24 protein-coding genes and 1 tRNA gene are annotated in these 19245 nt (G+C 68.1%); 16 read left to right on the top strand and 9 right to left on the bottom strand.

What is annotated here, in order from left to right; all coding sequences use genetic code 11:
• Nucleotides 1-18: 18 nt before the first annotated feature.
• Nucleotides 19-903 (bottom strand): universal stress protein, encoded by an 885-nt coding sequence (locus tag ACFU5V_RS29565; protein WP_378703413.1) that lies wholly within the window; start codon nucleotides 901-903, stop codon nucleotides 19-21.
• A gap of 251 nt (nucleotides 904-1154) precedes the next feature.
• Between ACFU5V_RS29565 and ACFU5V_RS29560 the strand changes: the two genes are divergently transcribed.
• Together ACFU5V_RS29560 and ACFU5V_RS29555 are read left to right on the top strand one after the other, a co-directional pair.
• Nucleotides 1155-1628, top strand: a complete 474-nt coding sequence (locus ACFU5V_RS29560) for an RrF2 family transcriptional regulator (RefSeq protein ID WP_378430266.1) — start codon at nucleotides 1155-1157, stop codon at nucleotides 1626-1628.
• A 1-nt stretch (nucleotide 1629) separates the two neighbouring features.
• Entirely contained in the window at nucleotides 1630-2811 is a 1182-nt protein-coding gene (locus tag ACFU5V_RS29555) for a globin domain-containing protein (protein ID WP_378703412.1), read from the top strand.
• Between the two features lie 18 nt (nucleotides 2812-2829).
• Here the strand turns inward: ACFU5V_RS29555 and ACFU5V_RS29550 are convergent, their stop codons facing one another.
• Nucleotides 2830-4338: a glutamate--cysteine ligase gene (locus ACFU5V_RS29550; protein WP_378703411.1), complete on the bottom strand. Its 1509-nt coding sequence runs from the start codon at nucleotides 4336-4338 to the stop codon at nucleotides 2830-2832.
• Between the two features lie 118 nt (nucleotides 4339-4456).
• Here ACFU5V_RS29550 and ACFU5V_RS29545 point away from each other — a divergent pair, with 118 nt between their 5' ends.
• Nucleotides 4457-4717, top strand: coding sequence for a hypothetical protein (locus ACFU5V_RS29545; protein WP_005251602.1), 261 nt, complete (start codon nucleotides 4457-4459; stop codon nucleotides 4715-4717).
• A 4-nt stretch (nucleotides 4718-4721) separates the two neighbouring features.
• On the opposite strand, the gene ACFU5V_RS29540 is transcribed toward ACFU5V_RS29545, so the two are convergent.
• Complete coding sequence (locus ACFU5V_RS29540) at nucleotides 4722-5510, bottom strand: M23 family metallopeptidase (protein WP_378703410.1); 789 nt, start codon at nucleotides 5508-5510, stop codon at nucleotides 4722-4724.
• Between the two features lie 113 nt (nucleotides 5511-5623).
• Nucleotides 5624-7096: a D-serine/D-alanine/glycine transporter gene (gene cycA, locus ACFU5V_RS29535; protein WP_378703409.1), complete on the bottom strand. Its 1473-nt coding sequence runs from the start codon at nucleotides 7094-7096 to the stop codon at nucleotides 5624-5626.
• Nucleotides 7097-7272: 176 nt separating this feature from the next.
• On the opposite strand from cycA, the gene ACFU5V_RS29530 reads away from it, so the two are divergent.
• On the top strand, nucleotides 7273-7530 hold the full coding sequence (locus ACFU5V_RS29530; RefSeq protein WP_378430271.1) for a hypothetical protein: 258 nt from the start codon (nucleotides 7273-7275) through the stop codon (nucleotides 7528-7530).
• Here ACFU5V_RS29530 and ACFU5V_RS29525 read toward each other — a convergent pair whose 3' ends face one another.
• Nucleotides 7531-8301 carry a dienelactone hydrolase family protein gene (locus ACFU5V_RS29525; RefSeq protein ID WP_378703408.1) on the bottom strand — a complete coding sequence of 257 codons (771 nt, stop codon included), beginning with the start codon at nucleotides 8299-8301 and terminating at the stop codon, nucleotides 7531-7533.
• A 71-nt stretch (nucleotides 8302-8372) separates the two neighbouring features.
• Between ACFU5V_RS29525 and ACFU5V_RS29520 the strand changes: the two genes are divergently transcribed.
• Nucleotides 8373-8445: transfer RNA gene (locus tag ACFU5V_RS29520), tRNA-Arg, on the top strand.
• 85 nt (nucleotides 8446-8530) lie between these two features.
• On the opposite strand, the gene ACFU5V_RS29515 is transcribed toward ACFU5V_RS29520, so the two are convergent.
• On the bottom strand, nucleotides 8531-8773 hold the full coding sequence (locus tag ACFU5V_RS29515; protein WP_378430273.1) for a hypothetical protein: 243 nt from the start codon (nucleotides 8771-8773) through the stop codon (nucleotides 8531-8533).
• 114 nt (nucleotides 8774-8887) lie between these two features.
• Between ACFU5V_RS29515 and ACFU5V_RS29510 the strand changes: the two genes are divergently transcribed.
• Nucleotides 8888-9331, top strand: coding sequence for a VOC family protein (locus ACFU5V_RS29510; protein WP_378430274.1), 444 nt, complete (start codon nucleotides 8888-8890; stop codon nucleotides 9329-9331).
• Between the two features lie 15 nt (nucleotides 9332-9346).
• Here the strand turns inward: ACFU5V_RS29510 and ACFU5V_RS29505 are convergent, their stop codons facing one another.
• Together ACFU5V_RS29505 and ACFU5V_RS29500 are read right to left on the bottom strand one after the other, a co-directional pair.
• The gene (locus ACFU5V_RS29505) at nucleotides 9347-10222 is read right to left on the bottom strand and encodes an amidohydrolase family protein (protein WP_378703407.1); all 876 of its coding nucleotides are present in this window, start codon (nucleotides 10220-10222) and stop codon (nucleotides 9347-9349) included.
• Between the two features lie 60 nt (nucleotides 10223-10282).
• Nucleotides 10283-10807, bottom strand: coding sequence for a ribonuclease H (locus ACFU5V_RS29500; protein ID WP_378703406.1), 525 nt, complete (start codon nucleotides 10805-10807; stop codon nucleotides 10283-10285).
• 72 nt (nucleotides 10808-10879) lie between these two features.
• On the opposite strand from ACFU5V_RS29500, the gene ACFU5V_RS29495 reads away from it, so the two are divergent.
• The 10 genes from ACFU5V_RS29495 (at nucleotide 10880) to ACFU5V_RS29450 (ending at nucleotide 18032) form a co-directional block, all read left to right on the top strand.
• Nucleotides 10880-11806: a DNA-3-methyladenine glycosylase family protein gene (locus ACFU5V_RS29495; RefSeq protein ID WP_378703405.1), complete on the top strand. Its 927-nt coding sequence runs from the start codon at nucleotides 10880-10882 to the stop codon at nucleotides 11804-11806.
• Between the two features lie 127 nt (nucleotides 11807-11933).
• A complete protein-coding gene (locus ACFU5V_RS29490) occupies nucleotides 11934-12629 on the top strand; it encodes an energy-coupling factor ABC transporter permease (RefSeq protein ID WP_378703460.1) in 696 nt (231 codons plus the stop codon).
• Nucleotides 12626-12973, top strand: a complete 348-nt coding sequence (locus ACFU5V_RS29485; protein ID WP_378703404.1) for a PDGLE domain-containing protein — start codon at nucleotides 12626-12628, stop codon at nucleotides 12971-12973. The genes ACFU5V_RS29490 and ACFU5V_RS29485 overlap by 4 nt, the downstream gene beginning before the upstream one ends.
• Nucleotides 12974-12975: 2 nt before the next feature.
• Nucleotides 12976-13740 (top strand): cobalt ECF transporter T component CbiQ, encoded by a 765-nt coding sequence (gene cbiQ / locus ACFU5V_RS29480; RefSeq protein WP_378430278.1) that lies wholly within the window; start codon nucleotides 12976-12978, stop codon nucleotides 13738-13740.
• Nucleotides 13737-14531: an energy-coupling factor ABC transporter ATP-binding protein gene (locus ACFU5V_RS29475; protein WP_378703403.1), complete on the top strand. Its 795-nt coding sequence runs from the start codon at nucleotides 13737-13739 to the stop codon at nucleotides 14529-14531. The genes cbiQ and ACFU5V_RS29475 overlap by 4 nt, the downstream gene beginning before the upstream one ends.
• A gap of 50 nt (nucleotides 14532-14581) precedes the next feature.
• Complete coding sequence (locus tag ACFU5V_RS29470) at nucleotides 14582-15652, top strand: class I SAM-dependent methyltransferase (RefSeq protein ID WP_378703402.1); 1071 nt, start codon at nucleotides 14582-14584, stop codon at nucleotides 15650-15652.
• Nucleotides 15653-15834: 182 nt separating this feature from the next.
• A complete protein-coding gene (locus tag ACFU5V_RS29465) occupies nucleotides 15835-16437 on the top strand; it encodes a hypothetical protein (protein ID WP_378430281.1) in 603 nt (200 codons plus the stop codon).
• A gap of 192 nt (nucleotides 16438-16629) precedes the next feature.
• The gene (locus ACFU5V_RS29460) at nucleotides 16630-17058 is read left to right on the top strand and encodes a hypothetical protein (RefSeq protein ID WP_378430282.1); all 429 of its coding nucleotides are present in this window, start codon (nucleotides 16630-16632) and stop codon (nucleotides 17056-17058) included.
• A gap of 114 nt (nucleotides 17059-17172) precedes the next feature.
• A complete protein-coding gene (locus ACFU5V_RS29455; RefSeq protein WP_378430283.1) occupies nucleotides 17173-17640 on the top strand; it encodes a MarR family winged helix-turn-helix transcriptional regulator in 468 nt (155 codons plus the stop codon).
• Nucleotides 17637-18032 (top strand): DUF5313 family protein, encoded by a 396-nt coding sequence (locus ACFU5V_RS29450; protein WP_378430284.1) that lies wholly within the window; start codon nucleotides 17637-17639, stop codon nucleotides 18030-18032. Before ACFU5V_RS29455 ends, ACFU5V_RS29450 begins: the two co-directional genes overlap by 4 nt.
• Before the next feature lie 10 nt (nucleotides 18033-18042).
• Here the strand turns inward: ACFU5V_RS29450 and ACFU5V_RS29445 are convergent, their stop codons facing one another.
• Nucleotides 18043-19239 carry a CaiB/BaiF CoA transferase family protein gene (locus tag ACFU5V_RS29445; RefSeq protein ID WP_378703401.1) on the bottom strand — a complete coding sequence of 399 codons (1197 nt, stop codon included), beginning with the start codon at nucleotides 19237-19239 and terminating at the stop codon, nucleotides 18043-18045.
• Nucleotides 19240-19245: the final 6 nt, after the last annotated feature.

Below are 19245 nucleotides of genomic sequence, written 5' to 3'. Positions count from 1 at the left end.
CTACTGCGCGCAATCGCCTCAGGGGCGTGCAGGCCTCACGACGACTACCGGGCACTGTGCCCCACCGACCAGGCTGTTGCTGGTCGAACCGAGCAGCATCCCCTTGAACCCTCCGCGCCCCCGGCTGCCGACGACCAGCAGTTGCGCCTTCGTCGACCAGTCGAGCAACCGTGCCCGCGGATTGTCGATGTACACCTCGCGGGTGACCCGCACGTCGGGGTACTTCTCCTGCCAGCCGGCGAGGCTCTCGGCGAGGACGGCGTGTTCGTCCTCCTCGAGGCCCTGGGGCACGAGGGCCGCGGCCCGCGGATCCTCGAACGCCTTCGATCCGAGGTCGCTCCACACGTGGACGGCCACCAGCGGAGCATTCCGCAGCGACGCCTCCTGGAAGGCCACCGAGATCGCCCGCTCACTGGTGGCGCTGCCGTCGACGCCGACCACGACGGGACCGCCCGCGTGAGCGTCGCCGCGGACCACGACGACCGGGCAGTGCGCGTGGCTGGTGACGTTGATGGCCGTGTTCCCGAGCAGCGCGGTGGCCGCGGCCCCGGCCCCGGACGCGCCGACCACCACGATCCGGGCGTTCTCGGACAGGTCGACGAGCCACTGAGCGCTGCTGCCGATCGACAGTTCGGTGCAGACGTCGATGATGGGATTGACCGCGAACGCCCGCTCCTGCGCCTCGGCGAGAATCGCCTTGCCGCTCGACTCCACCCACTCGTACACGCCGCCCGAATCCATGTACGGGCCGCCGAACCCGTACGGAGCGAAGTCGAGTGCGTGGATGATCTTCAGGTTCAGTCCACGTTCGGTGGCGAGTTCGGCAGCCACCCGGACAGCGGACTTCGAGCTGTCCGATCCGTCGACGCCGACGACGACGCTGTTGCGGTCCCGTGTGCTCATGGCTTCACACTATCCCCGGCCTCCTCTTCGCGTCTGCCGCCGTTCACCTTTCGACGTGGGACTTAAGTCCCCACCGATTCGGGCTGTCCGGCCGTAGCCGCAGCGGCCGGATTGGGCGATGATGAGAAGTGGAGTGGTGTGCCCCGCTTCGAATAGAACTGCGCCACTGACCCTTTCGATCCATCGAATCCCCCGAGCGATCTCGGTCACAAATTTGGTATCCGAGATGCGAATTAAAGTACGTTCGGGTCATGCAACTCACACAGTTCACCGACCTCGGACTGCGGGTGGTCATGCGACTGGCCGTGGCCGGCGACGGCGAACGACCGGGCAGCCGGGCGATCGCCGAGGAACTGTCGGTGTCGTACACCCACGCCGCCAAGGTGATCACCCGGCTCGGCGAACTCGGCATCGTCGACGCACGCCGCGGACGCGCCGGCGGCCTGGCCATCACCGAACTCGGCCGCACCGCGTCCGTCGGCTGGCTCGCCCGCCGACTCGAAGGCGACGCGGAGGTCGTCGACTGCGACGGCGCCCAGCCGTGCCCGCTGCGATCGGGATGCCTGCTGCGGTCGGCGCTCCGGCGCGCGCAGAACGCGTTCTTCGATTCGCTGGACGGCCTCACCGTCGAAGACCTCACCCGAACCCCCACCGGAACCGTGCTGCTCGCCCTCCCCCGGGTGGCCACCTCCACTTCCCAGTTTTCTCGAACGATCGGAGAATGACATGCTCTCGCCCACCTCGACGGACGTCATCCGCGCCACCCTGCCCGTGGTCGGCGCCGCGATCTCGGACATCACGACGCTGTTCTACCGCAAGATGTTCGACGCTCACCCCGAACTCGAACGCGACCTGTTCAACCGCGGGAACCAGAAGCAGGGCGAACAGCAGAAGGCGCTGGCCGGGGCCATCGCCGCGTTCGCCGCCCTCCAACTCGAACCCGATCAGGCGCGCGTCGACCTCATCCTGTCGCGGATCGCCAACAAGCACGCCTCGCTGGGGATCGAACCCTCGCAGTACGCGATCGTGCACACGCACCTGTTCGCGGCCATCGTCGAGGTCCTCGGCGACGCCGTCACTCCCGAGGTCGCGGCCGCCTGGGACGAGGTGTACTGGCTGATGGCGGAGACCCTGATCGCGATGGAGGCCGGCCTGTACGCCTCGGCGGGGGTGGCCGTCGGGGACGTGTGGCGCGACGTGCGGGTCCGCGAGCGCAGGCACGAGTCCGCGGACACGGTGTCGTTCGTCCTCACCTCCGTCGACGGCTCACCGCTCCCGTCGTTCGCTCCGGGGCAGTACCTCTCCGTCGCGGTTCGCCTGCCGGACGGCGCGCGCCAGATCCGTCAGTACAGCCTGTCGTCGGCCCCGTCGCGCGGCGACTGGAGGATCTCGGTGAAGCGCGCCGGCGAGGTGTCGAACTTCCTGTACCACAACGTCTTCGAAGGCGATGTGCTGACGGTGTCGACGCCGTTCGGCGATCTCGTCCTGCAGGACGACGACACACCGCTGCTGCTGGTGTCCGCGGGCATCGGGTGCACGCCGATGATCGGGATGCTCAGCCACCTCGCCGACACCGACGACAGCCGCCCGATCTCGGTGCTCCACGCCGACCGGTCCGCCAGCAGTCACGCGCACCGCGCGGAGCTGACCGAACTGGTGGAACGTCTGCCGTTCGCGGTGATGCACCGCTGGTACGAAGACCTGGGCGCCCGGCGTCCCGAGGGTGGCCTGCGGGAGGGACGGGCCGACCTCGGCGAGGTCACGATCGCGCCCGGCACCCGCGCCTACCTGTGCGGCCCACTGCCCTTCATGCTGGGAATACGCGAGGCACTACTCGCCAAGGACGTGCCCGCCGAGAACATCCACTACGAGGTGTTCGGCCCCGACAGCTGGTCGGCCACCGTGTGACTGCCGACGCGGCGCCGTTCACACCGGCCAGGTATGGACGGGGCTGCCCTCGCGCATGTTGTCCACGTACTGACGCAACATGGCGGCCAGGGCTTCCCGGCGGCTCAGGCCGGCGTTCTCGTGCCGGACCACCTGCGCGCGCTGCCACGACGCCCCCGTCTGCCGGGTGACGCATCGGCCCTCGATGACGCTGAGGTACCGGTCGCGGGCCTTCGCCGACAACCCGAACGCCGCGAGCCCCTCGTCGGCGATCGGCAGCAGCCGCCGCAGGACGAGTTCGTCGGCGCCCGCGAACCCGACACCGGGCCAATACAATTCGGCGTCCATGCCGTATTTCGCGCCGGCGTGCAGGTTCTCCTCTGCGGCGTTGAACGACATCCGCGACCACACCGGCCGATCCGATTCGGCGAGCCCGCGCAGCGCACCGTAGTAGAACGCGGCGTTCGCCATCGTGTCGAGGACGGTGGGGCCTGCGGGCAGCACCCGGTTCTCGATCCGCAGGTGCGGTTTGCCGTCGTCGCTGTCGTACACCGGGCGGTTCCACCGGTAGATGGTGCCGTTGTGCATCTGCAGTTCGTTGAGGTCCGGCACCCTGCCCGCGTCGAGTTCGGCCGACGGGTCGACGTCGGACACCTCCGGCAGCAGCGCCGGGAAGTACCGGGAGTTCTCCTCGAACAGGTCGAAGACCGACGTGATCCACCGCTCGCCGAACCACACGCGGGGCCGCACACCCTGATTCTTCAACTCCAGCGGACGCGTGTCGGTGGCCTGCGCGAAAATCGGGATGCGGGATTCGTGCCACAACGCCGTGCCCGCCATGAACGGTGCGTTCGCCGCGAGCGCTACCTGGGCCCCTGCCAGGCACTGCGCGGCGTTCCAGTGTGCGGCGAATTCGTCGGGAGCGACGCGCAGGTGCAACTGCAGCGACGTGCACGCGGCCTCCGGGAGCACCGAATTGGCGTCCACCTTCAGCTGTTCGGCGGCCCGCCCCTCGAGCGGCACGCCCTCGAGGTCGAGTTCGATGTCCTCTCCGCGCGCGGCGAAGATCTGGTCGTTGAGCTGCTCGTAGCGGGGGTTCGCCGTGATCCACTCGCGGCCGAGATGCTCGAGTTCCAGCGTCGGCAGCATGCCGACCATCACCAGCTGGGCGTCGTGCCCGTGGATCCGGGCGTCGGCGACGTGCAGCGACGCCCGCAGGGTCCGTTCGAGCTCGAACGTCCCCTCACCGTTCAGCGGCCCGGGGCGGACGTTCATCTCGACGTTGAACTGTCCGAGCTCGGTCTGGAACACGGCGTCGTCGTCGATCGACTCGAGGACCGCGAGATTGGACATCGCGGGCGTCATGTCCGAGTGGACGAGATTGAACTCGATCTCCATGCCGAGCATGGGCCGCGGCGGGTCGACGTCGTCGGCGAACGCTCCCTCCCGCAGCATCCTCTCGAGCGCGTCGACGCACATGAGCACCTTCTGCCGGAACAGGCGCCGGTCTTCTCGGGTGAATGTCCGAGACGTCACTTCGCGACCCATACCACTCCCCAACTGCGCGTCGAACTGCGCTCACGGGGGAGCATATCCGTTCAGCCCGCGCGAATGCGGGATGGCGGGCTAACCTCGAACCAGACGCTGGTGAGCGGAAGGACCGGAGATGACGCCTGATACCGACTCCAAGAAGAAACCAGAGTTCTCCGTGGGCACGCGCGTGAAAACGCGGCACTCGGCCGATCACGAACTGGCCGAGAAGAAGTGGCCCCTGGAGGCCGGCGTCATCGTCGACGATTTCGCCGGCGTCCAGGACATCAGCAACGATTCGTACGGCCGCGACTGGGCCGTGTCACGCCGCTGGGCGATCGCCCTCGACAGCGGACCACTCGTGTTCCGCAACGACGACGATCTCGAGCCGGAGTAGGCCCTTACGCGTTGGCGCCCGCGTTGCCCCAGGTGACGGACACGCCGCGCTCCTGAAGCCAGCGGCCGGGATCGATCTTGTTTCCGCTCGCGTCGTGCACCTCGAAGTGCAGGTGCGGTCCGGTGGACTGGCCGCGGTTGCCGACGTGGGCGATTTCCTGCCCTGCGGTGACGCGCTGCCCCACGCTCACGGTGTAGTCGTTGACGTGTCCGTAGACGGTGACGGTGCCGTCGTCGTGCAGCAGACGCACCCACAGTCCGAAGCCGGACGCCGCGCCGGCGTCGATGACCTGACCGTCGGCCGCCGCGAGCACCGACGTGCCGATGGGCGCCGCGATGTCGATGCCGCCGTGGTGGGCTCCCCAGCGGGAACCGAAGTCTGAGGTCAGCTTGCCCGACACCGGCTGAACCGTGTGGGGCTTGACCGGGTTGACGGAGGACAGCCACTGCTGAGCCTGGGCGCCGAGGTCCGGCCCGCCGAGGTTCTGGGCGGCGGTGCCGAGGTCTGCGGGCAATTCGAAGCCGGCGGGAAGGACACCGGCCGGGATCTCGAACGGCAGGCCCGGCAGGGTCTGCGCACCGTTGGTCTCGTGCGAGTCGACGGGGGCGGCGGCGGCGTTTCCGGCACCCAGCTGGGCTGCACCGACGACGATGGCTCCGGTGGCGGCCGCGACAGTCGCGGCCTTGATGCCCACACCCGCTCCGGCCTGCTGGTTGCGATGGCGACCGCGCGTCGCGTCCGGATCGATCTCGAAGCGAATGGAAGACCCGTTCGCCCGGTGGTGGGAACCCACAGTTGATACCTCGTCAGTCGTCGGATTGCAGCTCTCCCCATCCGGGGTGGGCTCCTCTGTCTGGCGAAGAATGTAACAAAACGGTATAGGTCCGCGCCACCGTTACCGAACGTTTATGTTCGGCGGTCCTCGAGTTCCGCCTTGAAGGCGGCGTACCGAGCGCGGTGCGGGGCACGCCGGCGAATCACCGCCCACGGGATACCGAGCACGATGAACCATACCGGGGTGACGAGTAGCGCCTCGAGGGTGTCGTCCTCCTGGGTCAGAGCCCAGATGAGAAAGACGAAGAACGCCAGCACGACCCAGCACATCACCACCCCGCCGGGCATCTTGAACTTCGAGGCCTCGTGCAGTTCGGGGCGGCGCTTCCGGTACACGAGGTAGCTGGCCAGGATCATCGTCCACACGAAGATGAACAGCACCGATGAGATTGTCGTCACAGTCGTGAACGCCTCGATGACCGAGTCGCCGGAGAACAGCAGCGCGATCGCCGACAGCAGGAAGGCGCAGGAGAACATCAACGCGTTGGCCGGGACCTTGCGGGAGCTGAGCCTGCCGAGCCTGGCCGGCGCGTCACCCTCCTGCGCCAGGCCGTAGACCATCCGGGACGTCGAATAGATCCCCGAGTTGGCCGAGGACGCCGCGGACGTCAGCACCACGAACTGGATGACCCCCGCCGCGATCCCCAGACCTGCGAGCGTGAACATCGCCGTGAAGGGGCTCTCCCCGGGGACGACCTCACGCCACGGCGTGACCGAGATGATCACGATCAGCGACACCACATAGAACAGCAGGATGCGGATCGGGATGGAGTTGATCGCCTTCGGCAGGTTCTTCTCCGGATCCTTCGCCTCGGCCGCCGTGGTGCCGACGAGTTCGATACCGACGAACGCGAAGACCGCGATCTGGAATCCGGCCACGAAGCCCATCGCGCCGGTCGGGAACATGCCGCCGTCGTTCCACAGGTTGTCGAAACCGGCCTCCGAACCGCCCGGCGACGTGAAGTGCGTGAACACCATCACCAGTCCGACGACGATGAGGCTGAGGATGGCGATGATCTTGATCAGCGCGAACCAGAACTCGGTCTCGCCGAACGCCCGCACGGTCGGCAGATTCAGCAGCAGCAGCGCCGCGATGGCGATCAGCGCCGGGATCCACAACTGGAGGTCGGGCCACCAGTACCGGACGTAACCGGAGATCGCGATGATGTCGGCGATCCCGGTGACGATCCAGCAGAACCAGTACGTCCACCCCGTGAAGAACCCGGCCCAGGGGCCGAGCAGGTCGGCCGTGAAGTCGGAGAACGACTTGTAGTGCAGGTTGGAGAGCAGCAGCTCCCCCATCGCCCGCATCACGAAGAACAGCATGAAGCCGATGATCATGTAGACGAAGATCACCGACGGTCCGGCCAGCGAGATCGTCTTCCCGGACCCCATGAACAGGCCCGTGCCGATTGCTCCGCCGATCGCGATCAGCTGGATGTGCCGATTGGCGAGCTGCCGGGAGAGATGCGGTTCGCCGCCCGCTCCCGTCCCCGGGTCGCCGCCCGATCCGATCGAGTCCGTCGAGGAAGTGCGGTCAGCCATGGAACACCTGCAACCCTTCTCAGTCCTTGCTGTCACCGTCCGAAAGCGTGGGTCACGTTACGCCGGGACCGCCCGCGGACCACGGTCGAGGACGGCATTCCGCATCGAAGGACTTGACAGGAGACGAGTAGCTAAGGCTAACCTCAGTCCGTTACTTCGAGGCGAGGAGCCCGCACATGATCGAGGACCTGATCGAGATCGCGTACGCCCAGGGCGCTGTCACCTGTGTGGCTCAGGCCGCCGGCGGCGTCGACGAGTACGAACTCGCTCGGGTCGATTCGGTCGCGTCCAGCGTCACGGTCTCGGTACGGGCCGACGGCAAATTCGCGAAGGCCACGAGCATCGAGGGGTACCTCAGTCTCGGCCAGGTCGTCCGGGCGTGCGGACTCGACTACCGGCGCGCCACCTCCAGCGCCCGCCAGTACACTTACTGATCAACCCAGGTGCTCCCCGAAGAAACCGTCGATCCTCGTCCACGCGTCGGCGGCGGCTTCCGGGTCGGGCACCATCCCTGTGACCTTCATCAGGGGACGCATCACCTTCGGTCCGGCCAGTGCGTCGTTCAGGAACGTATGACCGGCCGTCGGATACTCCTTCACGTCGTGGACCACACCGGCCCGGGCCAGTGCCGACTCCAACTTGGCTGCCGCGTTCGGAAGGGCGAAGTCCTTCCCGCCGTAGCTGGCGACCACCGGACACGCCCCCGCCACCGCCGCGTCCAGGTCACGCGGCAGGACCCCGTAGTTCGGGGCCGCCGCGTCGAACCCCGTACGCAGCGTCATCAGCGCGAACCCGCCGCCCATGCAGAACCCGATGACCCCGATCTTCCCCGTGCAGTCCGCAGACCCGGACAGCCACTGACGCGCCGCCTCGATGTCCCCGTACGCCCGGCCCTTCCCCGACAGCATCGCCCGCATCGTCGACACCAGGCAACGTCGCGCACCGCCCGCGCTGAACAGATCCGGCGCCAAGGTCAGAAACCCCGCCGACGCCAGCCTGTCCGCCTGACGCCGCATCACGTCGTCCAAGCCGAACGCCTCGTGCACCATCACCACACCCGGCCACGGACCGTCACCCGACGGCCTCGCCAGATAGCCGTGCAAGTTCAGCGAACCGTCGTGCCGCGCAGCGAGGTCGGTCAAGTCGATCTCGGACATGTGCGTCTCCCGTTCCGTCGTCACTTCCAGAACATCTGCGACAACCATGCCCTCCCCATCGCGAGCGCACCACCGTTCCCGCTACACTCACCTCGGTGTGCGCCCCGCGCGTGCACCGCGCCTTCGTAGCTCAGGGGATAGAGCAACCCTCTCCTAAAGGGTAGGTCGCAGGTTCGAATCCTGCCGAGGGCACTTTCTCCACCTCGTGGTCACGCGGGTCAGGCCGCGGCCGGTACTCCGCGGCAGGCGGAACCCTTTCCAGCGCACGGCAGCCCGGTCAGCGCAGGCGCCGCCACCACCGGGCCTTCCGCTTCGCCTTCTCTGCCTCCTCCATCTCGTACCGCATCTGCTCCAGGACTGCCGGGGCCTCGAGTGCACTGAAGGCCCGGGATTCGGTTCTGAACTCCTTCAGGTACGTGCAGTACACGAATCCCGGGCCCAGCGAGCCGAGAGAGAAGGGAATGGACACCAGCACCCAGTTCCCGCCGTACGCGTGGCCGAGCGCTACACAGATAGTCATCCATCGGGCCGCCTTCGTCGCGTGGGAATCGCAGCGTAGACGCGCAGACCGACATTCCAGGGAGTCGGCTATCGCGGACCGTGGCTGACCTCGATTATCCGTATCGTCGCCCCCATGACCACTACAGAGAACCGCCCGGCCGCCCTGCACTCCTACTTCGCCTACCGTGACGCCCCGGGCGCTCTGCGCTGGCTCGAGCGCGCGTTCGGTTTCGAGACCACCCTCGAGTTCCCGGACGACAACGGCGGGATCATGCATTCGGAATTGCGACGAGGCGATGCCGCCATCATGGTCTTCAGCGACGACGGCGACTACGACCGGCCGGCGCTCCGGGGTGAGACCGTCGGGCACGGCACCTATCTCAGCGTCGGCACCCCTGGCGAAGTCGATGCGGTCTATGCCACCGCCCTCGAGGCCGGAGCCACCTCGGTCTGGGCACCCGCGAACACCGAATGGGGCAACTACCGCTGCCGGGTCCTCGACCTCGAAGGATTCGAGTGGACATTCGGCACCCTACGCCCGGGCGAGAGCAGCGGCGACTGGTCAGACGGCGAATGACGGTGCCCCGGACCGTCAGTCGATCGCGAAGAGCCGCGCCGCGTTGTCGTGGCACACCGCCCGCAGCCACGGCTCGCCGAGGTCGAATCGGGTGAGGCCCTCGAGCGCGTCGAGGTAGGGATACGGGATGTTGGGGAAGTCGCTGCCGAACAGGATTCGTTCCTGCAGTTCCGACAGCCGGTGGACCTGGTCGCGCGGAAACGGGGTGGCCGCTTCGGTGTAGTCCGTGAACGTCATCGTGGTGTCGAGATACACGTTGGAGTACTGATCGGCCAGGTCCAGGAATTCCCGGTACTCCGGCAGCCCCATGTGGGCGATGATCAGGTGCAGCCGCGGGTACCGCGACAGCAGTTCGGCGATCGGGCCCGGGCCCGTGTGGGTACCGGGCGCCGGCCCCGACCCGCAGTGGGTGACCACGGGCACACCCGCCTCCTGCAGCACGCCCCACACGGGGTCGAGGAGGGGATCATTCGGCGAGTAGTCGCCCACCTGGATGTGGGACTTGAACACGCGCGTCCCCGCCTCGATCGCCTCCGCGACGTACGTAGCCGCGGACTCCTCCGGGTAGAACGTGGACGTCCGCAGGCAGTCGGGGGTCTGCGCGGCGAATTCGGCCGACCACTGGTTGAGCCACGCGGCCATGTCCGGCTTGTGTGGGTAGATCATCGACGTGAACCGGCGGACACCGAACCCGCGGAGGTGCTCGACGCGGACGTCCTCTTCGTGCCGGTAGTGGATGGGCCACTCACGGCCGGTGAGGGGACCGACGGCGTCGAAGTAGCCCCACACCTTCTCCATCACGTTCGCGGGCATGAAGTGGGTGTGGATGTCGATGATGCCGGGCAGCCCCAGCGCACGCCAGAACTCCTGCACCCGTAGATCCTCGGACAACACTCTTCTCCTCGACGCAGTGCCGGACCACGAACCCCGGCGGATCGGAACGGGGCCGACTCAGAACAGTGTGAACGCGTCCTCGGCCTCGGGTGCCGGCGCGACAGGCGCCGATGCAACGGCAGGGGCCGCGACCGGTGCCGGTGCGACCGCACCGGATGCGACGGCACGAGCCGCCTCGCCGGCGAGGACGTCGGCCATCTCGTTGTAGTGGTTGCCGACGTGGCCGCGAACCCATCGGAACCGGACCGGCCCGGGGCGTTCGGCGATGGCCCGGTCGATGGACTGCACCAGCGCGAGGTTCTTGACGGGGGCGCCGCCCGCCGTCTTCCAACCCTTGCGTTTCCACCCGGGCAGCCATTCCGACGCGCACTTGATGGCGTACTGGGAGTCGGATTCGATCAGCAGCGGATCGGCCCCGGGATGCGCGGTGATCGCTTCGAGCAGCGCCCGCAGCTCGGCGATCTGGTTGGTCCCGGAGGGTTCGCCACCCGATTGGCTGGGACCCTCGTGATTGACCCATGCCCAGCCGATCGCCCCACCGGGGTTGCGGAGGCAGGATCCGTCGGTACTCACGATGATCATGGCTGGGACTTTACGTGCGCGCTCCGACAGCCGCCGGTAGCGGTCGCCTTCACAGTGGATACGCTGCATTCGATGACGGTTTCGCTCGAGGTGGTCGAGACCACCGTGACCGGGCGGCGTCCCCTGGACGTCGCCATGTCGTTGCAGCCGCTGCAGCGCGGGAAGGGCGACCCCTGCCACCGCCGGACGGCCGACGGCGCGATCTGGCGGACGTCGGTGCAGAAGTCGGGCCCGGTCACCTATCGCCTGACCCAGATCGATCGTCATTCGGTGCGGTGCCAGGCGTGGGGAGCGGGTGCTCCCGAACTGGCTGCGGGGCTGGGCCGCCTCGTCGGCGAGCACGACGAGTGCGCGGACTTCGCCCCCGACCATCCGATCCTCGTCGAGGCCCACCGGCGTTTCCCGCACCTGCGGCTCGGCCGCACGGACCGGGTGCTGGAGGCCCTCGTGCCCGCGATCCTCGAGCAGCGGGTGCACGGCATCGCCGCGTTCGCGTCGTGGCGGCGTCTCGTGTGGAAGTTCGGCGCGCCGGCCCCCGGTCCGGCCCCGGACGGCATGCGCCTGCCCCCGACCGCGGACGTGTGGCGGCGGGTGCCGTCGTGGGAATTCCACCGGGCCAACGTCGATCCCAACCGGTCGAGGACGATCGTGCGCTGCGCGCAGGTCGCCGACCGGCTGGAGAAGATCGTCGACCTCCCCCGCGAGGAGGCGAACCGCAGGCTGATGTCCGTCCCGGGTGTCGGGGTCTGGACGGCCGCCGAGGTGTCGCAGCGCGCGCTCGGCGATCCCGATGCCCTGTCGGTCGGCGACTATCACCTGGCCGCGATGGTCGGGTGGTCGCTGCTCGGGAAGCCCCTCGACGACGCCGGGATGGTGGAGTATCTGGCCCCGCTGCAGCCGCACCGCCAGCGCGCCGTGCGACTGCTGGAGGTGAGCGGGCAGGCCGTCAAACCCAAGTTCGGCCCCCGCACGACGGTCGTCGATCACAGCTGGCACTGAACGTCATTCACGCACGGCACGTCCCCGCATTCCGTTACCTGTGAACACCTGTTCAAGTGTTCATACGAACAACTAGACTTCGAAGGATCAGCTGCCGGCCGGAGGAGACGCCGTGGAATCCGTGGCAATGCACATGAGCGACGGCCTGATCAACGCACCGACTTCCCTGCTGTTCGTCGTCGTCGCCGTGGCGGGACTGTCGATCGCCGCCTGGCGTGCGCGCTCGGAACTCGACGAACGCACCGCGCCGATGGCCGGTCTCGTGGCGGCCTTCATCTTCGCGGTCCAGATGGTCAACTTCCCGATCCTTCCCGGCGTGAGCGGCCACCTCCTCGGCGGCGCACTCGCCGCCGTCCTGGTCGGCCCGTACACCGGCATGCTCTGCGTCTCGATCGTGCTGATCGTGCAGGCCCTGCTGTTCGCCGACGGTGGGCTGACAGCGCTGGGAGCGAACATCACCAACATGGCGATCATCGGGGTCGTCGTCGGCTACGGCGTCGCGGTCGCGTTGCGTCCGCTCGTCGTGCGGCAGGAGCGACTGCGCTTCCGTGTTCTCGGCGGACTGTCGTTCGCCGCGGCCCTGTGCGGAACGGTGGCGGCGTCGATGGGCTTCGTGCTCGAGTACGCGATCGGCGGACACGCCACGTCCGGGGAGTCGACGTCGCTGGGCGCGGTGGCCGCCTACATGCTCGGGGCGCACGTGCTGATCGGCATCGGGGAGGGCCTCATCACCGCCGTCACGGTGACGGCCGTCGCGAAGGCGCGCCCCGACCTCGTGTACCTGCTGCGGACGGCACCCCGGCGAGTGGGGGTGCGCGCGTGATCTCCCTCCGCCGTTTCCTGATCGGCTTCGCGCTGGTGTCGCTGCTCGTCGCCGGCGCGGTCTCGTACCTCGCCAGCTCGAGCCCGGACGGTCTCGATGCCGCGACGACACGCGGGTGCGAGACGGTGGAGACCGACACCGGGGAGGCGCTCGTGGGTGACTGCATCGCCCGGAACGCGTCCACGCATCACCTGTCGGAATCGCCGCTCGCCGACTACACGGTGGCCGGCCGTCCGCATCTCACCGGGATCGCCGGCGTCATCGGTGCGACCGCCACGTTCGCCGTCGCAGGTGGTCTGTTCTGGCTGCTCGCCCGCGCGCGTCGGAACCGAACGAGCCCCTGACCGTGGGAGCCGGCCACGCCCATCCGCTCTACCTCGACGGCGCGTCCCCCGTGCACCGACTGCCCGCCGAGGTCGAGATCGTCTGCGCCGTCGTCTTCGTCTTCGCGGTGGTCGCGACACCGCGCGAGGCATTCTGGGCGTTCGCCGGTTACCTCGCCGTCCTGATCGTGATCTGGCGGATCGCCGGCATCGCGCTCGGGTGGATCGGGCCGAGGATGCTGATCGAGTTGCCGTTCGTCGCGCTCGCGGTGCTGCTGCCGTTCGCCGAGGGCGGCGCCCGCGTCACGGTCGCGGGACTGTCGCTGTCCGTCGCGGGTCTCTACGCAGCCTGGGGCATTCTCGTGAAGGGCACTCTCGGCGTCCTCGTCTCGCTGACGCTCGCGGCGACGACGCCGGCCCGGGACCTGCCGTCGGGTCTGGCGCGACTGCGCGTGCCCGCGATGCTCACGACGATCGTGGTTCTGATGCTGCGCTACCTCGACCTGCTCACCGCCGAGGTCGAGCGGATGCGCACGGCCCGGCTGTCCCGCGGCGACGACCCCCGGACGTTCCGGCAGATCGGCGCCACCGCCCGGGGCGTCGGTGGATTGTTCGTGCGTTCCTACGAGCGCGGCGAGCGCGTCCACCTGGCGATGCTGTCGCGGGGGTTCACGGGTTCGGTTCCCACGATCGGGGCGCCGCCGGCGACCGCTGCGGCGTGGCGGGCGGGGCTCGTGCCCGCAGTGTGCGCGGTGGGGATCTGTGTCACGGCGTGGGTGCTCCGATGACCGCGGCCGTGCACCTCGAGGGCGTCTCGTTCGCGTATCCGGACGGCCGGGCCGCACTGCACCGGATCGACCTGACGGTGCAACCCGGAGAGCGGGTGGCCGTCCTCGGCCCGAACGGGGCAGGCAAGACCACACTGATGCTGCACCTGAACGGCATTCTGACGGCCACCGACGGCACCGTGACGGTAGGCGGGCTGGCGCTGTCGCGGGGTGCGTCGCGGGACACGGTGCGCGAGGTTCGGCGGCGGGTCGGGATCGTCTTCCAGGATCCCGACGACCAGTTGTTCATGCCGACCGTCGCGCAGGACGTCGCGTTCGGTCCGGTCAATTTCGGCCTCACCGGGACCGCGCTCGACGCGCGGGTGCGCGACGCGCTGGCAGCCGTGGACATGACGGCGCATGCCGACCGCAACCCCGCGCACCTCTCGGTGGGCCAGCGGCGCCGGGTCGCGCTCGCGACCGTGCTCGCATGCGCACCGAACGTCCTGGTGCTGGACGAGCCGTCGAGCAATCTCGACCCCGTCGCCCGGCGCGAACTGGCCGAGGTTCTGCTGGGTATCGACACCACTCACCTGCTCGTCACACACGACCTCCCGTACGCCGCCCAGTTGTGCACGCGCGCCGTGATCCTCGACGAGGGGCACCTGATGGCCGACGGCCCGATCCTGGACGTGCTCGGCGACCCCGCTTTGCTCGCCCGGCATCGTCTCGAGTTGCCGTGGGGTTTCCGGCTTCCCGCGACCGGGTCTCATTCGCCCGGCGAACGATCCGTGACACCGCCGACCGGGTAGCCCACGATGGGGTGACGAAGCTTCGCCCGCACTCCGACCGGAGGTCAGCGATGTCCACACCCGAAGCCGACGCCGCAGCGGTCTCCCAGCGCATCTTCGACGCGTCGCTCGGGGCCATCGACCTGCTGGCCGTCCATCTGGGAGACCGCCTCGGCTGGTACCGCAGTCTCGCGTCGGAGGGCCCGGCGACTGCGGACGAGCTGGCGGAACGCACCTCCACGCATCCGCGGTACGCGCGCGAGTGGCTCGAGCAGCAGGCCGTGTCGGGACTTCTCACGGCGGACGCCGCGGACCCGCCGAAGTTCACGCTCCCGGCCGGCGCCGCCGAAGTACTCACGGACGAGCAGAGTCTCAACTATCTGGCACCGCTCGCGCGGATCTTCGTCGCCGCGACCACGCAGATGCCCGCGCTGCTCGAGGCGTATCGCACCGGCGGCGGGGTGGGGTGGTCCCAGTACGGCGCGGATGCCCGTGAGTCGCAAGCCGATATGAATCGACCGTGGTACGAGCAGGTTCTTCCCGGCGCGCTGGCATCGGTCCCCGAGGTGGACGCACTGCTCCGGACGCCCGGCGCCACCATCGCCGACGTCGGATGCGGCGGCGCCTGGTCCACGATCGCACTCGCGCGCGCCTACCCGGACGCCACGCTCCACGGCTACGACATCGACACCGCGACCGTCGAACTCGCGAGGTCCAACGTGCGAGAGCAGCCGGATGTCGCCGGTCGGATCACGATCACCGAATCGGATGCCGCGGGAATCCCCGAGGGCAGTTGCACCGCGGCCTTCGCGTTCGAGTGCATCCACGACATGCCCGCCCCGGTCGAGGTGCTGTCGGCGGTCCGCAGGGCGCTGGCCCCCGGCGGCGCGATGATCGTGATGGACGAGGCCGTCGACGACGAATTCTCCGCGCCGGGAAGCGACGTCGAGCGACTGATGTACGGGTTCAGTCTCACCGTGTGCCTGCCCGACGGCATGAACCACTCTCCGAGTGTGGGCACCGGAACGGTCATGCGCCCGAGCACATTGCGCGGCTACGCGGAGTCCGCCGGTTTCGGCTCCATGGACGTCCTGCCGATCGAGGATTTCGGGTTCTTCCGGTTCTACCGGCTGACGGTGTAATCCTCGCACCGGCACCCCGATACGTACGTATTTTGCGGAAAGGCCGAAAACTGGGGCGTCCGAAGGGGGAAGATGTCTGCAGTAGGCAGGTTACGGACGCTTTCGCCGGTCGGGGCAACTGTGAAGCGCCAGGTCGAACCAGATTTGTCGTTTGTCATCCGCTACTACGCATGGGAAACACCATGAAACTGCATAGAGTGACAGCGCCGGCAGCGCTGCTGATCGCCACCCTGTGTGTCGGAATGGGTACCGCGTACGCCGCCCCCACTCCCGCCGACCAGGCCGTCATCTCGCACACCAGCCTCGGTGCCGACGGCCGATCGGTCGGTACCGCACTCGACGCGGGATATTTCACCCTGTCGAGGACGGCCGCCGCGGTCGACATCTCCAACGATTCCGGAACCACGGTGGCCACGATCCCACTGCGGTACTCGATCGCCGGCGTGCAGTTCGCGATCGATCCGCTCGTCACCGACGGCGGCCGGTTCCTGAGCCTGACACCCACGACGACCCCGGTCGCGGGAACACTCGCCCTCACCCCGGTCGACAGGGATTCCGCGTACGCCAACATGATGACGCAGCTCGAGATCGGCTGGGTGAACGGCGGCGGGACCGCGACCGCGATCGGCGCAGGCATCGGATTCGTCGCCGGGTGCATCTTCCTCATCCTCGGCGGATGTCTCCCCGGTGCCGCGGTCGGCGCAGCGATCGGCGCCGTCACCGGTATCAGCAACGCGAACCCCGCTGCGACACCGGCGGTATACGAATTCCTCGGAACCCTGTAGCGGGGCTTCCGTTTCGACCTCGAGCGACGATTCCGGGAGGACTATGGGTTAGTTCGCACACGGGGAGCATCACCGCGCACCCACATATGCATGTAGCCGTTCCGGTTTTCCAGCGAATATGGTCCACGCACAACGATGTTCGGTGCACTCAGGTGGGGACCGTGTTCGTCCTACGACATGGTGGGAATTTCCATGAAACTCTTGAGAACTCTGGCATTGTCCATATTCGTCGTGTCCGCGATGGCTGTCGGGGCGGGAACGGCGTACGCCGATCCGGCACCGCAGGGAATCGACTGGTCGCAGCCGCTCATGACCCCGGCCGCCGATGGCGGTAGCAGCCAGGTGGCGGAGCAGTTCTTCCCGGAGAACGAGACCAAGCAGGATGCGTTCGACAACATGACCAACGAGATCAACACCGGCTGGAACAACGCGGGCCTGCAGGGCATGGCGATCGGTTCCAACGTGGGCATGGCCATCGGGTGCGTGTCGATCTTCCCCAACTTCATCGCAGGCTGCATCGTCGGCGCCGTGGTCGGCACCATCGCCGGTGCCGTCATCGGCATCGGCGTGGGCAACCCCAATGCCCAGCCTGCCGTAGAGCAGTTCTTCGCTACACCCTGAGCGAAGAGCGGGCTGCAGCCCCGGCCTCACTCGGGCCGGGGCTGCGGCGTGTTCGCCCACGATCAATTCGTGCATGACTAGTTAGTGCATTAACTATTCTGCTAGTCTGGTGCCGTGACCACGGACATCGAAGATCCCCTCGCGCTCGACCGGCAGGTGTGCTTCGCCCTCGCCGTCGCCAACCGCGCGGTACTGAGCGTCTACCGGCCACTCCTCGAACCCATGGGCCTCACCCATCCGCAGTATCTGGTGATGCTGGCCCTGTGGGGCACCTCCCCCATGTCGGTCAAGGAGATCGGGGCCGCCCTGCAACTCGATTCGCCGACGCTGTCGCCGCTCCTCAAACGCCTCGAGACCTCCGGGCTCCTCACCCGCACTCGCAGCCGCGACGACGAACGGCAACTGGTCGTCGAACTGACCGACACGGGCAAGGCCCTGCGCTCACAGGCCGAGAAGGTGCCGCCCGCCGTCGTCGCAGCGCTGGGCGTCGAACTCTCCGAACTCATGGAATTACACAGGGTGCTCACGCACATCAACGCCGCCGCCGTGCAGGCGGGAGCACTGGGAAGGCCCGACGAATGACCAGAATCGAACGACGCCCCCGCACGCGGCCCGGCCCGATCCAGTGGGTGGGCTATTCGTTCGGCCGCAAGCTCCCCGACTCGATGCGGGAGTGGGTGAAGAACGACCTGATCGGCGACTGGGCCGTGCCGCGACATCTCGTCCGCAGCATGGTGCCCTTCCTGCCGGTGTTCGCGGCATTCTTCCTGTTCCCAGGTCCGGTGTGGCTGCGGGGTGCGATGGTGCTGCTCGGTGTCTTCCTCGCCCTGTTCTACAGCGTCGCCTACATGGCACAGAACCGGTCCCGGCGCCTCGAACGCCACGGACTGCCGCCGGACCTCGAGAACCCGAAGGTCCGCCGCAGGCACGACGAAGAGCGGGCCGCCTACGACCGGGTCCACGCTCGGCACTGAGCATCGGACCTCAGCCGACGACACCCTCCGCGCGCCGGTGCGCGATGTCCTCCGCCGACCAGCCCAGCTCACCGAGGATCAGATCGGTGTGCGCGCCGAGTGCGGGTACGTCCCCCATCCGCAACTCCACGTCGGAGAACGTCATCGGCGGCAGCATCGCCCGGATCGGCCCGGCCTCGGTGCCGACGTCACGCCAGCGGTCGCGCTGATCGAGTTGCGGGTGCTCGATCAGCCCGCCGAGGTCGTTGAGTTCCGCCGCCGGGATCCCGGCGTCCGCGAGCGCCTGGTCGAGAGCGGCGCTCGTGAACCGTTGCGTCTCCTCGGCCACCAGGGCGTCCACCTCCGCCCGGTGCTGCACCCGCAGCATGTTGGTCGCGAACCGGGGATGGTCGGCGAGGTCGGGGCGCGTGAACACGTCCGTTACCAATTGCCGCCAGCCGCGGTCGTTCTGGACGCCGATGAGGATCTGACCGTCCAGGGTGGGATACGAGTCGTACGGGACGATCGCCGCATGACCGAGCCCGACGCGCGGGATCTGCTTGTCGGCGTACATCTTCATGTACATCGGATGGCCCAGCCATTCGGCGGTCGCGTCGAACATCGACACGTCGATCCGCGCTCCCACGCCGGTGCGCTGCCGCCGGAACAGGGCACCGAGGACGGACGTCATCGCATACATTCCCGCCGCGATGTCCGAGACCGGGACACCCGTCTTGGTCGCGGTGTCCGGGGTGCCGGTCACCGAGATCATCCCCGTCTCCGCCTGGACCAGCATGTCGTACGCCTTGCGTTCGCGCCGCGGCCCGGCCGACCCGTAACCCGACATGTTCACGACGATCAGTTCCGGATGCGCGGCGCGCAGTGCGTCGGCGCCGAACCCGAGACGGTCGGCGGCGTCGGGGGCGAGATTCTGGATGAAGACGTCGGCCTTGTCGATCAACTGCGCGACGGTGTCCCGCCCGACCTCGGACTTCAGGTCGACGCCGATCGATTCCTTCGACCGGTTCAGCCACACGAAATGCGAGGCTTGCCCGAACACCGCGTCGTCGTAGTTGCGGGCGAAGTCGCCCTCGCCGACGCGTTCGATCTTGATGACCCGCGCGCCCATGTCCGCGAGATGGCGGGTGGCGAGCGGAGCGGCCACGGCCTGCTCGAGTGCCACGACGGTGATGCCGTCGAGCGGCAGCAGTCCGGGGTCGTTCTCCATGCCAGG

The sequence above is a fragment of the Rhodococcus sp. NPDC057529 genome, assembly GCF_042802055.1.
In the GTDB taxonomy this organism is placed as follows: Bacteria; Actinomycetota; Actinomycetes; order Mycobacteriales; family Mycobacteriaceae; genus Rhodococcus_F.
Note: the sequence above shows the minus strand (reverse complement) of the source record. Positions and strands in the feature narration are given on the sequence as shown.